This is a genomic window from Collinsella sp. CLA-JM-H32B, from assembly GCF_040098065.1.
Taxonomy (GTDB): Bacteria; Actinomycetota; Coriobacteriia; order Coriobacteriales; family Coriobacteriaceae; genus Collinsella.
Window position 1 is genome coordinate 51402 of sequence record NZ_JBBNNA010000005.1, and the last position, 17633, is coordinate 69034.

General features: G+C 61.4%; 11 protein-coding genes. 1 reads left to right on the forward strand and 10 read right to left on the reverse strand.

From position 1 onward, the window contains the following. Nucleotides 1-4: 4 nt before the first annotated feature. From AAA138_RS04670 to AAA138_RS04715, 10 genes are all read right to left on the reverse strand, one after another. A complete protein-coding gene (locus AAA138_RS04670; protein ID WP_349089733.1) occupies nucleotides 5-1585 on the reverse strand; it encodes a zinc ribbon domain-containing protein in 1581 nt (526 codons plus the stop codon). A gap of 93 nt (nucleotides 1586-1678) precedes the next feature. Then, on the reverse strand, nucleotides 1679-5692 hold the full coding sequence (locus AAA138_RS04675; protein ID WP_349089734.1) for a hypothetical protein: 4014 nt from the start codon (nucleotides 5690-5692) through the stop codon (nucleotides 1679-1681). A gap of 17 nt (nucleotides 5693-5709) precedes the next feature. Beyond that, a complete protein-coding gene (locus AAA138_RS04680) occupies nucleotides 5710-6615 on the reverse strand; it encodes a hypothetical protein (protein WP_349089735.1) in 906 nt (301 codons plus the stop codon). Between the two features lie 12 nt (nucleotides 6616-6627). Beyond that, nucleotides 6628-8376, reverse strand: coding sequence for a serine/threonine-protein kinase (locus tag AAA138_RS04685; protein WP_349089736.1), 1749 nt, complete (start codon nucleotides 8374-8376; stop codon nucleotides 6628-6630). 3 nt (nucleotides 8377-8379) lie between these two features. Next, nucleotides 8380-9267 (reverse strand): PP2C family serine/threonine-protein phosphatase, encoded by an 888-nt coding sequence (locus AAA138_RS04690; RefSeq protein WP_349089737.1) that lies wholly within the window; start codon nucleotides 9265-9267, stop codon nucleotides 8380-8382. Between the two features lie 42 nt (nucleotides 9268-9309). Further along, a complete protein-coding gene (locus tag AAA138_RS04695) occupies nucleotides 9310-10806 on the reverse strand; it encodes an FHA domain-containing protein (RefSeq protein ID WP_349089738.1) in 1497 nt (498 codons plus the stop codon). 4 nt (nucleotides 10807-10810) lie between these two features. Then, nucleotides 10811-11812, reverse strand: a complete 1002-nt coding sequence (locus AAA138_RS04700; protein ID WP_349089739.1) for an FHA domain-containing protein — start codon at nucleotides 11810-11812, stop codon at nucleotides 10811-10813. Between the two features lie 120 nt (nucleotides 11813-11932). Beyond that, entirely contained in the window at nucleotides 11933-13009 is a 1077-nt protein-coding gene (locus AAA138_RS04705) for a hypothetical protein (protein ID WP_349089740.1), read from the reverse strand. Nucleotides 13010-13206: 197 nt separating this feature from the next. Next, nucleotides 13207-14070 carry a zinc ribbon domain-containing protein gene (locus tag AAA138_RS04710; RefSeq protein WP_349089741.1) on the reverse strand — a complete coding sequence of 288 codons (864 nt, stop codon included), beginning with the start codon at nucleotides 14068-14070 and terminating at the stop codon, nucleotides 13207-13209. 155 nt (nucleotides 14071-14225) lie between these two features. Next, nucleotides 14226-14759: a zinc-ribbon domain-containing protein gene (locus AAA138_RS04715; RefSeq protein ID WP_349089742.1), complete on the reverse strand. Its 534-nt coding sequence runs from the start codon at nucleotides 14757-14759 to the stop codon at nucleotides 14226-14228. 210 nt (nucleotides 14760-14969) lie between these two features. On the opposite strand from AAA138_RS04715, the gene AAA138_RS04720 reads away from it, so the two are divergent. Beyond that, entirely contained in the window at nucleotides 14970-17594 is a 2625-nt protein-coding gene (locus AAA138_RS04720; RefSeq protein WP_349089743.1) for a WG repeat-containing protein, read from the forward strand. The last annotated feature ends 39 nt before the right edge of the window (nucleotides 17595-17633 follow it).

Here is a 17633-nt window from a genome sequence, read left to right on the forward strand (position 1 = left end):
CGCCTTATTGTGCGATCTTGACGAGCTTGGGGTTCTCGGCCGAGGTGTCGAGCGCCCAAAGCGTAGAAGACTTGCCACTATTATCTGCCACAAAGAGCGTCGTGCCGTTGAGCCACAACGCCGAGGTTGAAGGATCGAAGTCGAGTCCGGCCTTGTCGGCAACCTTGTCGTAGTCACTCGAAAGGCCCGAGCTCGCATCGATCCAACCGAGCTCGCCCCCCGAGAGCACGAGCGCGCAACCGTGGCTATTGGCCCACAGGCGGCCCGCATCGGCATAAGCGTCAAACGAGCTAAACGTACCGCCCTGGGTGCAGCGCGAAAGCGTGGTGTGCCCATCGGTTCCCGTCAGCACGGCATAGAGCGTACCCTCGCCAAAGAAGGCATTCTTGAGCTGCTCGGAGCCAGCAACGTACGAACCAAAGGGGCCGTGCGTCTCTTGCGGATGCTCTGCCTCAGCCTCGGCATTCTCCTGCTCAAGCGTAATCTCAGCAGCAGACGAAACGTCGGCAAGCGTCGCCTCGCACACGGTCCAACCCGTATCGGTGGCAACCACCACATCGCAATGGGCGTCATCGGCAAACAGCCAGGCGCTCGATGCCGGCCGGGCGGCCACCAGGTGCGCCGCGTCCTTGTCGAGACGCCACACACAGGCCTTGCCGTCCTTGAGCGTCATGGCAACGGCGGTGCCATCGCGCACGACAAGCCCCTCAACATCGCCCTCGAGTGTCGCCACCGTCTTGACCTTGACCTTGGACTTGTCCTTGCCGCCCGCCCGCTTGGCGCACTCGGCAACGTCCTCAATCTTCATAATGCTGGCGCCGTCCGCATAATACAGATCGCCGTCGCAAACGTTCAGGTACTTTGCGGTGGTCTTGGTGAGCACGGTCGAATCCACGGTTTTGGTGCCCGAAGCCTTGCGTGCCAGGACATGCGAGCCATCCGCCCAATACAGATACGAGCCGTCGCACACCATCGCGTCGCCGCCCAGGCCCGCCTTGGCTTGCGCCTTAATCTTGCGGTCGCCGCCCATAAGGTCGAGCTTGCTTTCGGACTTCTTCTTTTGGGCCGAGACCTGCTGCGCCTCGCGCTTAAGATCCTGATCGCCCTTCCAAGCCACGCCAACGCCCACGACCACCGCAACAACCAGCACGGCAGCCACGGCAATCGCGATCTTTTTCGCCAGCGGCTTGCGGACCGCGGCGCGCGCGTTATCCAGATGGGGCGTCATGCGCGGGATCGAAGCGCCCTTACCAGCAGAGGCATTGGGGTTGACCCCCGCATCGCCATCCAGGTTATCGAGCGAGAACAGCGCGTCCTCCCCCGTCGGAGCCTGTTCGGCAGGCTTTGCGGCCGGCGCGGAAGTCTTCGCAAACCGACGGCCAGGCTTCTTCGCGGCCGGTTCGGCGACCGGCTCAGCAGCATGCGTGGCAACATCGGCAGCCTCGCCAGTGCCGACAGCGTGCGACCCAACACCCACCGCAGCGTCCTCGCCCGCACTCAGCGGTGCCCCGCAAAACGGGCAGCAACGCATTCCCTCATCGACCGGCTGTCCGCAAAACGGGCACAGTGCCTGTTTGGAACTCATCGATCAATCCTTTCCTAACAAAAATGGCGCCCCGCCCAGCAGTGGGGCAAGGCGCCGTAAAGCTCACAGATGCACAAGCGTCTTGCGAAGAGCTTACTTCTCCTCGTTCTCCTTGCGCTTCTTGGCGACGACCATGTAGATACCGCCAGCGACGACAACGATCGCGACGATGGTGCCAACCATAAGCGGCAGGTTGTTCATCCACAGAACGAAGGAGTCGTTGGTGACGAGCACGCCCGTAGCCTTAAGCTCCTTGGACTTGTTGCCCGCGGCATCCCAAGCGACAACGGTGACGTCCTGCTTAGAGGAGCTGCCGTCGAGCGTGAACTCGCGGATCGGGCTCTTCTCGAGCTGGTCGGCCGTAAAGGTGGCCACGGTCTTGCCGTTCACCTTGATCTGAGCCTTCGAGAGCTTGAGGTTGTCCTCGAAGCTCACCTTGGCCTTGTGCGAGGACTCCTCGTACTTACCGTTGGAGGCAAGGTCGACGAAGGAAGCAATGGGCGCGGTGTCGTCAACGGCAAAGTTGATCTCGGCCGCAGCGCCGGACTTCTTGGCGTTCTTGCCCTCCATGGTGTTCTCGGAGGAGTTGCCAGCGGCGTCCTCGCTGTGGAACAGCACGCGGTACGCGCCGTCCTTGTCGTAGTTGGACTTGCTGACGGTGTAGTTGTACTCGCTCCAACCGCTCGACGTGTCGGAATCGGTGGTGTAGTTGTCACCGCTCTTGAGCGTGGTGTTCTTGGTGTCGCGGGTCAGCTCGACGGAGGTCTTGTTGTCATCAAGGCCGGACGGGTTGATCTCGGTCACCTTAACATCGGTGGTCTTGGAGCTCTTGAGGTACTGGTCGAGCATCTTGCCGGTGTTATCGGAGATGACGTAGGTCGAACCAAAGCGGTTGACCGACCAGGTGACAGCCTCGGACTCGGTGTTACCGGCCAGGTCGATAGCCTGAACGGTCAGGGTGTAGACGCCGTCGTTGCCCTTGGTCTTGGCCGGGTTGAGGTAGCTCACGGACTTGTCGGTAGCCGAGGTGTTGATCGCGGCGCCCGCGTAGGGGTTCGGATCGTCCTTGGACAGCGGGTAGCTAATCTTGGAGACCTCGATGGAGGTGCCATCGGCAAGGTTGGTGTCGTGGACAGCGGCGCTCGGAGCGACCTCGCCAGCATAAGCCGTGCGGTTGACAACATTCTGGATGTCGATCTTGGGCTTGATGGTGTCGATCACGAACTCAGGCGAGGTGTAGGACTCGGACTTGTTGGTAGCCAGGTCCTCACCCGAGACGGAGAGCGTGTAGACGCCCTGGCCCGGGAACGTCACCGTAGCGGTGTGGGTATCGCCGTTGCTGGACCAGCCACCGATCTGGGCAGGAGTAGCCTCGTCACCGTTGCCGGCAGAGACCGGAGCCTCGATCTTGAACAGGTTCGGATCGAAGTTGTGCTCCTCAACCGTAATGGTAGCCGTACGAGCAGCGTTGTAATACTTACCGTTCTGAGCAGCCTCAGTGTTCCAAGACACATTCAGCTTAGGAGCGGTCTGGTCGATGACGAACTCCTCGCCATCAGCAGAAGAAGTATGCCCATCGCCACCAATGGCGTCATACACGTTAGCCTTGCCGACGACATAATCACCGTCTGCCGTCACCGGAATGTCAACATACCACTCGTCAGAGCTGCCGACCTGATGCCAATTGTCTCCCGTGGAGACCGTCGCGAAATTGGAACCGTCGCGAGTGACCTCGCAAATCGTCTGCGGGGCATATTCACGGGTGTACTTAAAGAAGGGGTCCGTGACCGTAATCCTAATCGTACGGCTATGGTTGTAGTAATCCTTGCCATTGGCGGTGCGCTGGGGGTTCGTATCGCTATAGCTAATAGCGACCTTGGGCCCAGAGCTCTCGGCAATAAGCTTAGCTACATCTTTTGAAATTTGATCCTTGCCCTTTATTTGCGATGCAGTGGTATCCAAAGCCATTCCAGAATTAGACACCGCATGGATTTTAATCTTATCGGTATCCAGCTCGCGGTCGCCACTGACCTCAAAGCTATAAAGCAAGCCGTCGTTCGTAGAAGGCTTCAATCCCTTCACATCAGAATTCGACTTGTTGTCGTGATAGTTGACATCAGTAGAATTGATTCCCGAAGCTCCAGCTTTAAGCTGGTAATCAACATTAAATGATTTGTCGGAGAACACAATGTTATCGTGACGCTTCTGGCGCGCTCCACCATATTTGATAGAAGTCGCCTCCACGGGAGTCGTATCCAGTTTATATGCAACCGAAACCTTTACGACGACACCGGACTCATTATCAAGAGCGAAAATAGTCTGCGTCTGCTCTCCGTTAGTCTCGGGAGCAGTCCAGCCCTTGAAGCCGTCTGCAGTTTCCGGAACAACCGTTGCAGCCGTAAGAGAATGGTTCTCCCAGTCTGCGGTCGGAGCCTGCTTTACCCAAGTGCCATGGTCAGAGGCCTTGAGATCGATTTTTTGGTTGTCCTCATTATGAATTGAATGAAGAACGATGTTGTCGTCCGCCCAGCCAATCTCTTCAAGAGCCTTCACGTGGACCGAATCCGGATTGCCAATCTCATAGTTTTTGTAGACGCCAGAGTTATCGGTCTCGTAAGAGACTTCAAGGTCCTGAGCCGCGCCCTGAGTGTCATAAGTCTTGAAAGAGGCATTGGTGAAGTACTTTTCATCCTTCACCTTATCGCCGTCTTCCTTGTTGAACTTCGCAATCTCCCCATTAAGGGCAGCGTTGGCCAGATTCTTGACGTTCTCTTCCTGCTTAGACTGAATACGGAAATCCTGAGAAGCAATCGAAATCTTGTCCTTTTCGATTTTCATCTTAGCAGCGGCAGGAATGGTCACAGTGCTCGTGCCGGCAGGATTGCCGTCAGGGTAGCTCCACTGAATCTTAAACGTCTTAGCGGAGTCGAAAGCCTGGTTCGCATAGACATTGACTGTCTTTACAGACGCAGAATCGTCTGACGTCACCTTAGCGGTGAAGAACTCCTCATTCTCATTGTCCTTAGGATAGACAACCTTATCCGCCTTAAGACCTTGTTTCGAAAGATCGAACAGCGTGTAGTCATCATGCTTGGTCTTATAGGTCAGAGTGGTAGCGTCCTGAACGGTTACACTCTCGGGAATCGACAGGCCATCGTAATAGTCGGCGGCAGAAACAGTAGAGGCGGCCAGAGTCGAACCGGCGACAAGGTCCGGCTTATCCTTACCAGCGGTGACGGTAGCGACCGCATCCTTATCACCGTATTTAACTTTATAGTCAACAACCGGATCGGCAATGGCCTCCTTGTCAACTTTTTCGTCCGCAGGCGATGCAGCGTCATCCTTGGAATCAGCTTTAGATTCATCCTTGCTCTCCGCAACAGGGGGAACCTCGACTTCAGTAGTCGACTGCGCAATTGAATCGTATTGATAGGCAAACGAAAGGTCGACCGAGATGTCCGTGATCTTAAGCGACAGAGCGCCACTCTTTACAGCTTGATCTGCGGTGAGATTAAAACCACCTTTGCCGTCGGCCTCAATCGTTAACCCTTCAGGACCAGACGCCTCAACAGCGCAGGTCTTTACCTGACGAGAGATCTTGGTGCCCTCTTTAACGGCAACGTTCTGATATTGAACCGTCTGCTTATCGTTTTTCTTATTCTCCGCATCGGCCTTAGCTGCAAGATCTTTCTCAATCGAAGCAAGCTTTGCGTCAACGGCCGCAGCAACAGGACTTGACTGATCGCCCTTCACATACTTGAAGGTATCGTCGTACTTGGAATCCTGCAAAACGCTATTCACGTAAGCAACAATTGCCTCATTGGAAATATGAGCCGTAGCCTTACCGTTTGTAATGTGAGTCGAAAACGTCAGGTCCAAAGGCTTGGACAAATCGGTCCAGGACTTATTCTTATCGACCAAAGTAGTCGCGTCGAAAGCGCTCTTCTCAGTACCCTCCGTCTGGCCCTGAGTCGTGCTCTCCGCATACGCGGCGGTCACGGCCTGGGCGATCGGGGTGGTGGGGATGGTCGAGGTAGCCATCACGGTGGCGAGAATCACGGCTGCAGGCTTACGTGAATACGCCTTGAGTTTATCAAACACAGACATCGTTCGATTTTCCTTCCCTAGTTGCAGACCCGATCGAGAGACTCGTCGGTATGAACTACGATCACATTCTGTTTGAGTATGAAGCGGAATCCGTCATCCTCGTGTTGAGCAACACCATCGGCACCGATGTTTTCATAAACATCGCCGCTGCTGAGTACGTCAGTCTCGGATTCGGACGCCTCGGCGCCCTCGTCAAGCAGACCGGTCTCCTGCTCGGAGTCCTCGTCGGTCTCGTCGAGCAGGCCCGTCTCGCGCTCGGACTCCTCGTCCTCCTCCACGAGCAGGCCCGTAGAACGCTCGGACTCTTCATCGTCCTCGACCAGGACACCCGTCGGACGCTCGGAATCCTCTTCGTCCTCGGTAAGGACGCCGGTCGGACGCTCGGAATCTTCTTCGTCCTCAACCAAAACGCCAGTCGGGCGCTCGGAATCTTCCTCGTCCTCCACGAGCACGCCGGTCGGACGTTCGGTGTCAAGATCGTCCTCGGTCAGCACCTCGGTCGGGGTCTCGCTGCCGGCAAAGCCCTCGTCGTCGCTCTCATCGCGGACGGGCCTCTCCGCCGTGGCGGCGTGTGCCTTGGTATGACGGGCCGATGCGGGCTCGTCGCTGATAGGCGCGACCACCGTGGTCAGGTTGTCGTCGCCCTCGGGGCCCTCATGCGCAATGTCGGTCACGCGGTCGTCGCCCTCGGGGCCACCCAGCACGGAGCGGGCGGGGTTGCCGGACTTTTTAGCACCGGCACCGCGCGAGCCGCGCGTCGTACGACGGCGTGCACCCTCGCCAGACGTAGGCACGCGCTTGCCCTGGAGGAAGCGGATGGCGTTGATGACATCCATCTTCACAAACACAACCACCGCGGCGACGGCGAGCACGGCCGCGAGAACAAACGCGGCGATCGCTACGTAAAAGTAAACGTTTTCCATGTTCGCCCCTCCTTAATCCTCGGCGACGACGGCGTTGGAATACACCGTGGTGATCTTGCGCTGGACCTCGTTCTCCAGGCGCTGGATGGTCTCGTCGCGACGCTGCTCGGCTTCGTCATCCTTAGGCGAGACGGACTTAAGACCCGAATCGACCTTCTTGTAGAGCTTCTCGGCCTGCGACTTCTTAATACCGGCGGCCTTGAACTTATCCATGTAGGTCTCCATGGCGTTGGAGATCAGCGCGTAGCTGTCCAGGCGCACCGTCTCGTTGGACTCGCTGGCAATCTCGTCGGCCAGATCCTCCAGGTTGCCCCAGTACTCCTTGTACATGGAATCGGAATCGTCGTCGGTCTTGACCGCGATGGCGATCTTGGTCGTGAACTGCGCAATGCCGTTGTAGATCTTGGCCTTGTCGCGATTCTCGAACGACGGATCCTCCGCGGCGTTCTTAAAGTACTCGGCAGACGCCTTGATGCGCGTGGTGCGGTTGGCGTCCTCGTCGTCCTTGCTGCCGCCATAGGAGTAGAAGTACCAGTACAGACGTCCCATCTCGTAAGACAGCTCCGAGAACCTACTCGAATTCTCGAGCTCGGTCAGGTTCTGCTGATACACGTCGTCGAGCTGCGCCTTCTCCTTGGTGGTAAAGGTGCCGTCGGCCTTGTAGGCATCGATGAGGCCCTCGTAGCCCTCGACGTCGCCCGGACGATAGCCAATGGCGGCGAGGTAGGCCTGCTCGGCCTTCTCGGGAGCCGACTGGGTCTGGTCGCGGCCGAGCTTCATCTGGTAGTCGAACTTCTCGGTAATCGTGGACTCGCGCAGCGCCATGCTGCCAATGCCCACGACCAGGCACACCACGCACGCGATGACACAGCCAAAGAAGGTCTTGACCTTGCGGGCCTGCTTATCGCGGAACTCGCGAGTGAGTTCCTTGTAGATCTCCAGGTCGGCAGCCAGCTCGTCGCAGTCCTGGTAGCGGCGGGCACGCTCGAGCTCGCAGCACTTGGGGATGATGACGTCGGCAAAGCCCTCGCCCACGTTCTCGTTCTTGGTGTGAACGTTGGGCAGCGGGAACTCGACCGGGGGCGCCTCGCCCACCAGCAGGTGCCACATGGTGGCGCCGATGCCGTAGATATCGGTACGGGCGTCGGTCTGGGCCTTGCCGTACTGCTCGGGCGCGGCGTAGCCCGTGGTACCAAAGGCGATGGTGTCCTTGCGGGCCTCGTCCTTGTACTCGCGCGCGACACCCAGGTCGATCAGCTTAATGTAGCCATCGGGGTGCAGCATGATGTTGGAGGGCTTCATGTCGCGGTAGACGATGGGCGGGTCCTGACGGTGCAGGTAGCCCAGGGCGTCGCACACCTGCAGCATCCACTTTTGCACGTCCTCCTCGGACTGCGGGCCCTCGCGGCGCACCACGTCGGCCAGGGACGTACCCTCGACGTGGTCCATGATGACGTAGATGAAGTCCTCGGTCTTCTCGATATCGACGATGTCGACGATATTGGGGTGATCGAGCTTGGACAGCAGCTCGGCCTCGCTTGCCAGCGACTGCTCGATGGGGCGGCCGGTGGGGTCGGTCGCGTTGCGGTCGACCTCTTTGACAGCCCACTGCTTGTTGGTGAGCTGCAGGTCGGCGGCCAGGTAGACACGGCTCATGCCGCCCTTGCCGATCACCGACAGAATCTTGTAGCGGCCCTTGATGACGTCGCCTACGCGCTTACGGCGCGCGTCGACCTCTCGCCTGCTTCTGGTAGACGGCATGGGTTATCGACCTCCCTGAGGCTGGACGCGCAGCACCAGCGCGGTAACGTTATCGGCCTCTTTGCGATCCATGACGAGCTGGGCCGTCTCGGCGATGCGCTGCGTGACGCAACCGGGCTCAAAGCCCTCGCGCTCCTCGCGGTCCAGGTCGGCGGCGGTGCAGGAGGCATAGGCGCCGCGACGACGCTCGGCGTCCCAGGCGTTGGCGTCCAGGGCGTCGGGGCCTAGGCGACGACGAAGCTCGGTGTCGGTGAGCACATGGCGGAAGCCGTCGGAGCACAGCAGGTAGATAGCATCGCGATCGAGGTTGCCGTGAATCAGATCGGGCACGACCTCCTTGGTGGAACCCAGGCACTGCAGCAGCACGTTGCGGCGCGGGTGCGTAAGAGCTTCCTCGGGCGTGATGCGACCGGCCTCGACCTCGCGGCGCACAAAGGTCTGGTCGACCGTGAGCTGGTTGGTCGCCGACTCGGTGAGCTCGTAGGCACGCGTGTCGCCCACGTGCACGATGGAATAGCGGCCGCCGATGGCGAGCATGGCGGTAAGCGTGGTGCCCAGGTTCATATGCTCGGCCATGCCGTAGCGGATCAGCGCCATGTTCATGTCCTGAACCAGGCCGCCCCACTGACCGTCGACGAAGTTCTCGAAACCGCCGACGGAGCTCTCCATGGCCTCCAGGGCCACGGGCAGCTTGTTGTCGAACCAATCGGACAGCATGTTGATGACCGCGGCAGAGGCGAGCTCGCCGCACTCAAGGCCACCCATACCATCGGCGACGGCGACCAGGGCGACATCGCCCACGGGGGTGGAGGCGACCTTGATCAGGTAGCTATCCTGGTTGGATTCGCGCGTTCGGCCGACATTGGAGTAACCGGCCCCTTCGAAAAGCATCTGCGCTCCTTTCTCGAATATCTCAACGTGGGTCGCACGCCCTTAGGCGGGCTGGACCTCGAATGCAAAGTTCTCGTCACTCATGCGCACGGTGTCGCCGTCGACGAGTGCAACCGGGAAGCCCGGATCGATGCGCTCGTTGTTGACGAAGGTGCCGTTGCGCGAGTTGTCGTCCTCGATGGTGCAGGTAGCACCGTCGGTAACGAAGATCGCGTGGCTGCGCGAAACCGTCGTGGAGCCCTTGACCATAAACGAGCTGTGCTTGGACTTGCCAACCACAAAGCGACGACCGCGGACCTCAAAGCGCTCGCCGGTGGCAATGCGCGTGAGGTAGAAGCGCAGGTGGCGCTCGGGAGCTGCGGGCGCGGGGGCCGGCTCGGGCTTGGGAGCGGGCTTGGGCTCAGGCGCGGGCGCAGGTGTGGGCTCGGGCTTGGGCTCGGGCTTGGGCTCGGGAGCAGGCTCGGGCTTGGGAGCGTGGACGGCATGCGCAGGCGCCTTGGCGTCGTTCGCATGGGAGCCATGGCGCTCGACCGTATCCTGGGAGAACAGGGACTCGTAACCCTCGGCGACCTTAAAGTCGATCGGGTTGAGCACGCCAGTGCGATCCGGGCGGGACTGGGCGATGGGCGCGTCGGCCAGGTCGTCCTCGTCCTCAGGCGCCGGCTCGGATTCGGGCTCGGGCTCAGGCTCAGGCTCAGGCTCAGGCTCGGGCTCCGGCTTCGGCTCAGGCTCGGGCTCGGGCTCCGGGGCAGGCTGCGGCTCGGGCGCGGGCGCAGGTGCAGGTTCGGTAGCGGCGATCGGCTCGTCTTCCAAATCGGAAAGAACGACCGTACCCAGCACGGGGCCGGGGGCGGACACGTCCAGGTCCTCACCATCATCGAGCACCGTCGTGCCGTGGTCATCGCCGCTATCGAGCACCGTGGTGCCGTGGTCATCACCATCGCCATCGTCGAGCACGGTGGTGCCGGCATCCATGAGCATCGCGCTCACGCTCACCTGCTTCAGATGGCGCGAGAAACCCAAGATGTCGAAGGGGCCGGACTTCTTAAAGAAAGAGCTCAGCGACGTCAGCGCGTTCTGGGCAATATCGTCGGCGGGCTTGACCGCGGCGGCGACCGACTCAAAGAAGACGCGGACACCATCCAGGTTGGGCGTGATGCCGGTCATGGGCAAAAACACAAAGCGGCATCCGGTGCCGGCGGCGTCCATAACCACCTCGTCGGCGGCAAAGCGCAGGTTCATAAGCGGCATCTGACCTGCAACCAGAGCATCAAGCGCGCTGGAGATGCTCTCGAGCAGCTCACAGGTCTCGGCGCCGTCAAAGGGGCGCGCCAGACGCTGCTCCAAGGTCTCGCCGGCAATGCGATAGCGCATCTCGAGCACGCCATCGGGGTAGCGCATAAGCGCGCCGGGCAGCAGGCAGGGCACGACGCCGCCGGTTACAGCTTCATAGAGACGCTTGTCGAGCTGACGCTGGTCGGCGACCACGTAGCCGAGTGCCATAGAACCGTCACGCTGCTGAATAACTCGTTTTTCCATTTGGCTAACCAATCGTCAGAACATGCGCGTCGCGCGCGCAAAACCAATAGGTAATTCGGCCGGCGAGCACAATGCGGTCGCCGATTTCGAGCGGAAAGGCCCGGGGGCCCTTCTCTCCCCCGCTGTCGAAAACGCAGGAAAGGGCATCGTCCTCACCGCGCAGGACGCGCGTGCCGTGAGTGCTTCCGCCATCCTCCAAAAACCAGGTGCCATCGAGCATGAACACGCGACAGTGCAGACGCGAGACCACCGGGTCGGCCTCGATCGCGTCGCAGCTGCTAAAGCGCCCGATCGAAAAGGGCCGGTCGGCATCCACGCACCACACGCCCGAGATACACGGTCCGTCTCCGGCCGTGGTGCGCACCAGGCAAGCGCCTTTGGACACGCGCTCGCCGCACGTCGCCGGCGAGTCATCGGACTCCGCAGGCGTACGAGAACAAAGCGTGCGGGCGAAGCGATCGTCCAGGCAGCCAAAGGCCATGGTGCGAAAGCAGGCAGCAAAGAGCTCGGCAAGCGGGGCACAACCGCAAGCGGCCTGTTGCTCGCCCCAGCGCACCACCTCGCGCGACTCGCAGGCCATGCGCAGCGGATCGACCTCGCGACCGGCGCGACGCTCGCTTTCCAGTCCGCGAAGCAGCTCGGGCCACGAGGTGTGGAGCGCGTAGTCAAACAGCTCCGCATCGTCCAGCTTGGTCGTCTCGTGCAGCATCTCGATCAACGAAGTCGCGGCCTTGGAGAACACCGAGCTGTCGTCGGCATAACCCTGCTGCATATCGGCTGCATAGCGGCTCGAATGCATCAGGCGGGACAGCGCCGCGGCCGTACGCTTACGAACGACCGGGTTGCTGTGGTTGATATACCTGCCACGGGTGCCCACGAGCGCGTAGATGTGCTTGTGGTTGCAGCCGCCGCACGTCAGGTTTCTGATGGTCTCGGCAAAACGGTAGAACGCACTGTCCCAGCCATGCTCGTGAACGCAATCGCAAACCTGAGAGGAGCTCGCCATAAGGCCCCCTTTCCTAACTCCCCGGCACCCCAAACTTTAGGGGTCGCCGCATTCCCGCGCTGTTGCGCAACACCTCGGGAACAGTCCAGTAACTCAACATCGCCGCCGGTGCGGGCGGCATTACAGCAGCGTGACGGGCGTCACCACATCCATCACGTGCCGATCGCCAATAAAGTCGCCCTTAAGCTGCACGTGGCGGCGAGCCAGGTCGTCAAACATGCGGGCCATCTGAGCCGCCTTTGGACGAGCATCGGGGTCGCTGGCCAGGCACGCCGCGATGGCGGCGCGCACGTCCGCCGGCAGGCCCTCGTCCACCGCAATGGCTTCGGCGCCCGTGTCTCGGCAAGCCCCGAGGAAATCCCGCCACGCGCTGCCGGAGCCACCGACATCGGGTGCACCCGGCAGGTACGGCAGGCTGCCGCAGAGCGCCTCGTGGGCAAGGACGCCCAGCGAGAACACATCGGACGCGGGCAGGGCGTAGCGTGCCCCATCGGCCTCCCCCAGCAGCAGCTCGGGCGCCAGATAGCCCGGCGTTCCATGCGGGCGGGCGCGATACGCCCCCTCCTCGGCCAAAAACGAAAAGTCCAGATCGATGAGGGCGGCCCGGGGGATATCCCCCAAAAGGTCGGGCGCCAGATCAAAGGGGTCGCTCTCGAACACGATGTTGGAGGGCTTAAGGTCCTGATGGACAAACGTCCCACCAAAGGCGGCCTGTGCCTGGGCAAGTGCCTTAAAGCACGAGGACACGAGCAAAAGCGACTGCGCAAACGAGAGGGTGCGCACGCCCGTGGCGCAGGTGCGCACCACGTCGGCAAACGACACGCCCGGAACCATGACGGTCACCACGGCCAACACCACGTCATCCCCGGGCAGGGCGACGAGCTCGTGGAAGAGCACGCGCGCCAAGCCATACGAGGAGGGCGTGAGGGTACCGCCGGCATCGGCCTGCGTGTCCGAGACACGACAGAAGAAGTCGCCCTGGCGACGCAGGTGATCGATGTCGCCGCGGATGAGCTTGAGCGAGCACGAGGTGCCACGCAGCCCGTCAGCCGTGCAGGAGCCGACAAAGACCTGCGTGCCGCCCGCCGCGCTCGAGACGAGCTTGAGCCCGTCGACGCCGGCGAGCTTGGCAACCATGTCGACCTTGGCGTCGATCGGGGCCGCCGCGACGTTCTTCTTATCGGTCGTCTGATCCATCTTGGTAAGCACCTGCCTTTCTTTGCTACCAATACCATGAGGGCAAAAATCAAAAAGTTGTTGCGCAACATTGCCTCTCATCGCAAATTTTTTTGTTTTGCCTGCTGAGCGAGGGTAAAGACGAAAAAGAAAAGCGGCCGGGGATGCTGTCCTCGGCCGCTATGGGTCACGAATCGGTCGTATTGAGCGCCGGTTTTCTAGTGAGCCGACGGAACAGTCTGCTCGCGCAGCACAAAGGTGAGCACGGCGGCGGCAATGGCAAACAGCGCCGTAAAGATGGGGGTGGTCGCCGCAGAGCCAATAGCACTCATCATGTTGGCGTACAGCAGCTCAAAGGCCAGCACCGAGAGCACCATGAGACCACAGCCAGCGGGAAGCACGACCTTGAGGCCCTGGGTGAGGTAGAGCACGATGCCGGCGATCGTGGCGAGCATGCCGAGGGCCCAAAAGGCGGTAACGGCCATCGAGATAAAGGAGACGCCGCCGGAGGAAACCTTGCCGTAGTTGGGATTCGTGATGCTCACAGCATGACCGTGGCCCGAGTCGGAATAGTCATCGTAGTAGGAGCTGCTCAGCGAGCTGGCGAGGTCGGACGCCGAGTCGTACATGCTCTGGTAGGTAACGGCGACCTCGCCGGCCTTGCCCAGGCTCCAGACGTTGTAGCTCTCGTCAAAGCCCAGGCTCGACGAATAGTCGGTGTTCTGGCCGGCAAGTTGGCTTAGGAAATTGGCGCCCTGGCTCGCGTAGCTCGATGCCTGCACCACCGTGGGCGAGATGCTAAACCACGGCATAAAGGAGAGAACGATCGCGACCACCGCAAGAGCGCAAGGGATGATGCGGGCGATGGACAGGGCCGGATGCACGGCAGAGGCGGGGGCAGCCGCATGCATGGCAGGCGCCGCGGCAAAGGCGGGGCCGGACTGGGGCTGAGCGGCAGGTACGGGCTGAGCCGGGGCGGCCGCGTGCGCAGGGGCAGCGGTCGTCGCCTGGATCTGTTGGCCGCAAACAGGGCAGAAACGAGCGCCGTCGTCGATCTTGGCGCCACAACCGGGACAGAACATATCGGGTACCTCCTTGGGGTCAAACAACAAGTCGTGCGGACCTTTGAGGTCCACACGACCATATTCACCGCTCAGCGCGCAAACTTGTTGCGCAACATGAAAAAGTTTTTGAGGTATCGTCCCCGACTGTCTAAGCCACGGTCAGACGCTGCCGATTACGCCAACTTGTGGCCACAATTCATGCAGAAGGCGTGACCCGCCTGGATGGGAGCGCCACACGAGGGGCACGTGGCAGCACCGTCAGCAGGGGCAACCTGGGCATCGACCGGCACGGGAGCCGCCTGGGCCTGGCGAGCCAACTCGGCCTGGATCTCGGCCATGGACTTGCCGCAGCCCGAGCAGAACATAGAGGACTGCTGCAGACGGTTGTGGCAAAACGGGCAATCGATGAATGCGGACGCATAGGCCGCTGCCTGCGCTTGGCGCTCGAGCTCGTCGATCTGGGCCTGAAGCTGTGCGCGCTCGTTGTCGATTGCGGCGATGCCGTCAAAGAGCTCCTCGCGGCCCTGACGCAGCTCGGCGTTGTCCTTGGTCGCCTCGTACAGGCTGGCACCCAGCTGGCCGGCAAGCTGCTGGCGGCGCTTAAGGGCGTCATTCATCTGGCTCTTGATTCTGTTAACCTGCAGGGCACGATTGGCATCCGCAGCCGTACGATCGAGCGATGCCTGCATCTCATCAAGAAAACCCATGGTGGGTCCTTTCTCGTCTAGGTATCGGGCACTATGACCCTTCTCAAAACGTGGCTATCATCGCACAGCAAAACGCCACCCGCATGCGTAACGGTGTTTTTCAACAGCACCGTTACGCGGAATGAGCGAAACTAGTCATATTCTTGACTCATTGGGGCGCGGCTGCATACCGGCGCCTCGGCAAAGCAATCGATTCCCAAGGGGGCGAACGTGGACAACCAGGGACAGCAGGAACTCGTCGTGCTCGATACCTTTGAGCCGGCAGTAGCCTTCGATCCCGCCAATCGCGACGAATCGCGACGGCGCTTTTCGATGTTCCTGGTCCATGCCGACGCGGGCAAGGGCGGCACGGGCGTGGTTCAGCGCGCCACCAACACCGCCGGCGAGGTCTTTGCGATCAAGCGCTTGCGTAATCTCGATGGCTCCGACGAGCGCATCGCCGCCGGCATGCGCGCCGTGCTGTTCGAGGAATATCGCAACCAGCTCACCGTCTCGCACCTTAAGGGCTTTCCACGCGTATACGGCTATGGCACCAGTAACGGCGAGCCGCTCATCGTTATGGAATGGGTCGAAGGCTCCACGCTCAAGCACATCACCCCGCAGCTCCCCCACGAGGACGGCGGCGTGCGCGGCGACGCGGTAGCTGCCATCGGCGTGGCCGTGCTCTCCATTCTCAATAACGTACGGCACCTGGACACGGGCGTTGCCCACCGCGACATCTCGCCGCGCAATATCATGGTCGCCACGAGCGAGCGTTCGCTCCAAGACCAGCTTGCCACACTCGACTTTGATATCCGCCTCATCGACTTTGGCAGCTCCACGGCGCTCAATCCCATCGACCCCACCTTTACCGTGCGCGCCGACGTCTGGCGCGGCGGTACGCCCGAGTACGCGCCGCCCGAGATGCTCACCCACGACATCGCGGGTATCGAGACCAGGCGCTTGAGTCCCACGGTTGACATCTACGCGCTCTCGAGCGTGCTCTACGAGCTGTATTGCGGACACACTCCGTTTAACCTGCAGGCGCTGGGCACCGCATCGCCCTACCGTGTCAAAACCGAAACTGCCTTTGAGGTGCCACAAGCCCGCACGGCCGCCGACGAGGCGCTCGTCAGCATTATCGTGGCGGGACTCGCCGTCGACCAAGAGCGGCGTCCCTCCGTCGAGCAGATGCTCGACCTGCTGCGCCGTTGGCAATCGAGCGAGCTGGGCGACTGGCCCACGCCCGAGCCGGTCTGGGGCAGCAGGGTCATGGACGCCCAGACGACCTATATCGGCCCGGGGACAAGCGTCGACGAGCCCGTGCCGGCCACGTTCGACACCGCGCAGCCGGTCATGTTTCCGCTGGACGATGACGTCGCCGCTCCGGTTGACCCGTTTGCGGCCGCGCCTGATGCCGCTGCCGAAGATGCCCCGTTGGACCACGGACATCGGGACCACGCATCCTATCTGCCCGTACCGGTTGTGCTCGAGGCGCCCCGGGCCGCCTATGGCGCCGATGCCGCCGTGTCGACTGCGGCGTCCATGCCCGCCGCCCCGGCAACGTCCGCAGTGCCGAGCATGCACGCACCCGCGACGCCCGCGGCAGGCACCGCCGCACCCGTCGCACAAAACGCGATCTTTGGTGGCGCAGCGGCAGGCCCTTCTGCATCCGCTGGCTCCGCTGGTTCCGTCGCCCCTGCCGGCCTTTCCTCGACAGCGTCCGCGGCCACCACGACGACCGCAGCGGCAACGTCCGTCTCGCGCCGCGCTTTTCTCGCAGCGGGGGGCCTCGCCTTTACGGCACTTGTCGGTGGCGGCACCTACCTGCTGTCGCGGAACCTACACAACGGCAATGACACCGCGGTTTCGGCAGACGCCAAAAGCGACGACAGCTCGTCCAAAAGCAAAAAAGACAGCGACTCCGACGCTTCGGACAGCTCCGACACCTCCGCAACGTCGTCCAACACCATCAGCGTGGAGATGCGCTATGCCGCCCAAAGCGACGGCAAGTGGGGTCTGATCAACGACACCGGCGCCTGGAAGGTCAAACCGACTTACAGCGACATGCGGCTTTACGGTGCCGGGCTTGCCGCCGCGCTCGATTCCGCCACCGGTATGTGGGGCTATATCGACCAGGACGGCAATTGGGCCATCGAGCCGCAGTTCTCGGACACCCGGCCCTTCAACGACTACGGCGCCGTCGCCCAAGATGCGCAGACCAGTTTTTGGGGCGTGCTCAACCGCCAGGGAAAGTGGATCGTCGAGGCCAAGTACTACGCCATGGGCGATATGGTACTGGGCAACTTTGTACCCTATCGCTCCAGCAACGAAGAGGACAGCTGGGGCTACATCTACATCAAGACCGGCAAGCGCAACGACGTGCCGCCGACCTTTAGGGGCCTGGGCGGCTGGGATTCGGCAAACGGCCTGGGGCCAGCGACGCAGGACGGCACCACCTGGGGCTACATCAACGGCTACGGCCAGTGGATAATCGAGCCGCAGTTTAAATCCGCACGCCGCTTTGCCAGCAATCGCGCCGCCGTGCAGTTCGATGACGGCTCGTGGGGCTATATTCTGCCCGACGGCACGCGCGCATTTTCTGCCACCTTTGCCGAGGCGCGCGAGTTCGCCAACGGCTGGGCACCCGTCAAGGACCAGGCGACCGGCCTTTGGGGCTGCTCGACGGTGAGCGGCGCTTGGCAAGTCGAGCCCAAGTTCCGTGCCATGGGCGACATCTTCTACACCTCCACCGACGTCTTTTTGCCTGTACAGGACAACGAAAGCGGCAAATGGGGCGTGCTCGACGACGCCGGCGATTGGCGCGTTATGCCCAAATTCGACGCGATTATCTAACACCAGCGCCCCAACCCGTTTATAGCAATGTAAAGACGG

What these genes read in the sequence shown, in the direction of transcription:
- AAA138_RS04680 (WP_349089735.1), bottom strand. Translation starts at nt 6,615, where the DNA reads ATGGAAAACGTTTACTTTTACGTAGCGATCGCCGCGTTTGTTCTCGCG.
- AAA138_RS04695 (WP_349089738.1), bottom strand. Translation starts at nt 10,806, where the DNA reads ATGGAAAAACGAGTTATTCAGCAGCGTGACGGTTCTATGGCACTCGGC.
- AAA138_RS04705 (WP_349089740.1), bottom strand. Translation starts at nt 13,009, where the DNA reads ATGGATCAGACGACCGATAAGAAGAACGTCGCGGCGGCCCCGATCGAC.
- AAA138_RS04685 (WP_349089736.1), bottom strand. Translation starts at nt 8,376, where the DNA reads ATGCCGTCTACCAGAAGCAGGCGAGAGGTCGACGCGCGCCGTAAGCGC.
- AAA138_RS04690 (WP_349089737.1), bottom strand. Translation starts at nt 9,267, where the DNA reads ATGCTTTTCGAAGGGGCCGGTTACTCCAATGTCGGCCGAACGCGCGAA.
- AAA138_RS04675 (WP_349089734.1), bottom strand. Translation starts at nt 5,692, where the DNA reads ATGTCTGTGTTTGATAAACTCAAGGCGTATTCACGTAAGCCTGCAGCC.
- AAA138_RS04670 (WP_349089733.1), bottom strand. Translation starts at nt 1,585, where the DNA reads ATGAGTTCCAAACAGGCACTGTGCCCGTTTTGCGGACAGCCGGTCGAT.
- AAA138_RS04700 (WP_349089739.1), bottom strand. Translation starts at nt 11,812, where the DNA reads ATGGCGAGCTCCTCTCAGGTTTGCGATTGCGTTCACGAGCATGGCTGG.
- AAA138_RS04715 (WP_349089742.1), bottom strand. Translation starts at nt 14,759, where the DNA reads ATGGGTTTTCTTGATGAGATGCAGGCATCGCTCGATCGTACGGCTGCG.
- AAA138_RS04710 (WP_349089741.1), bottom strand. Translation starts at nt 14,070, where the DNA reads ATGTTCTGTCCCGGTTGTGGCGCCAAGATCGACGACGGCGCTCGTTTC.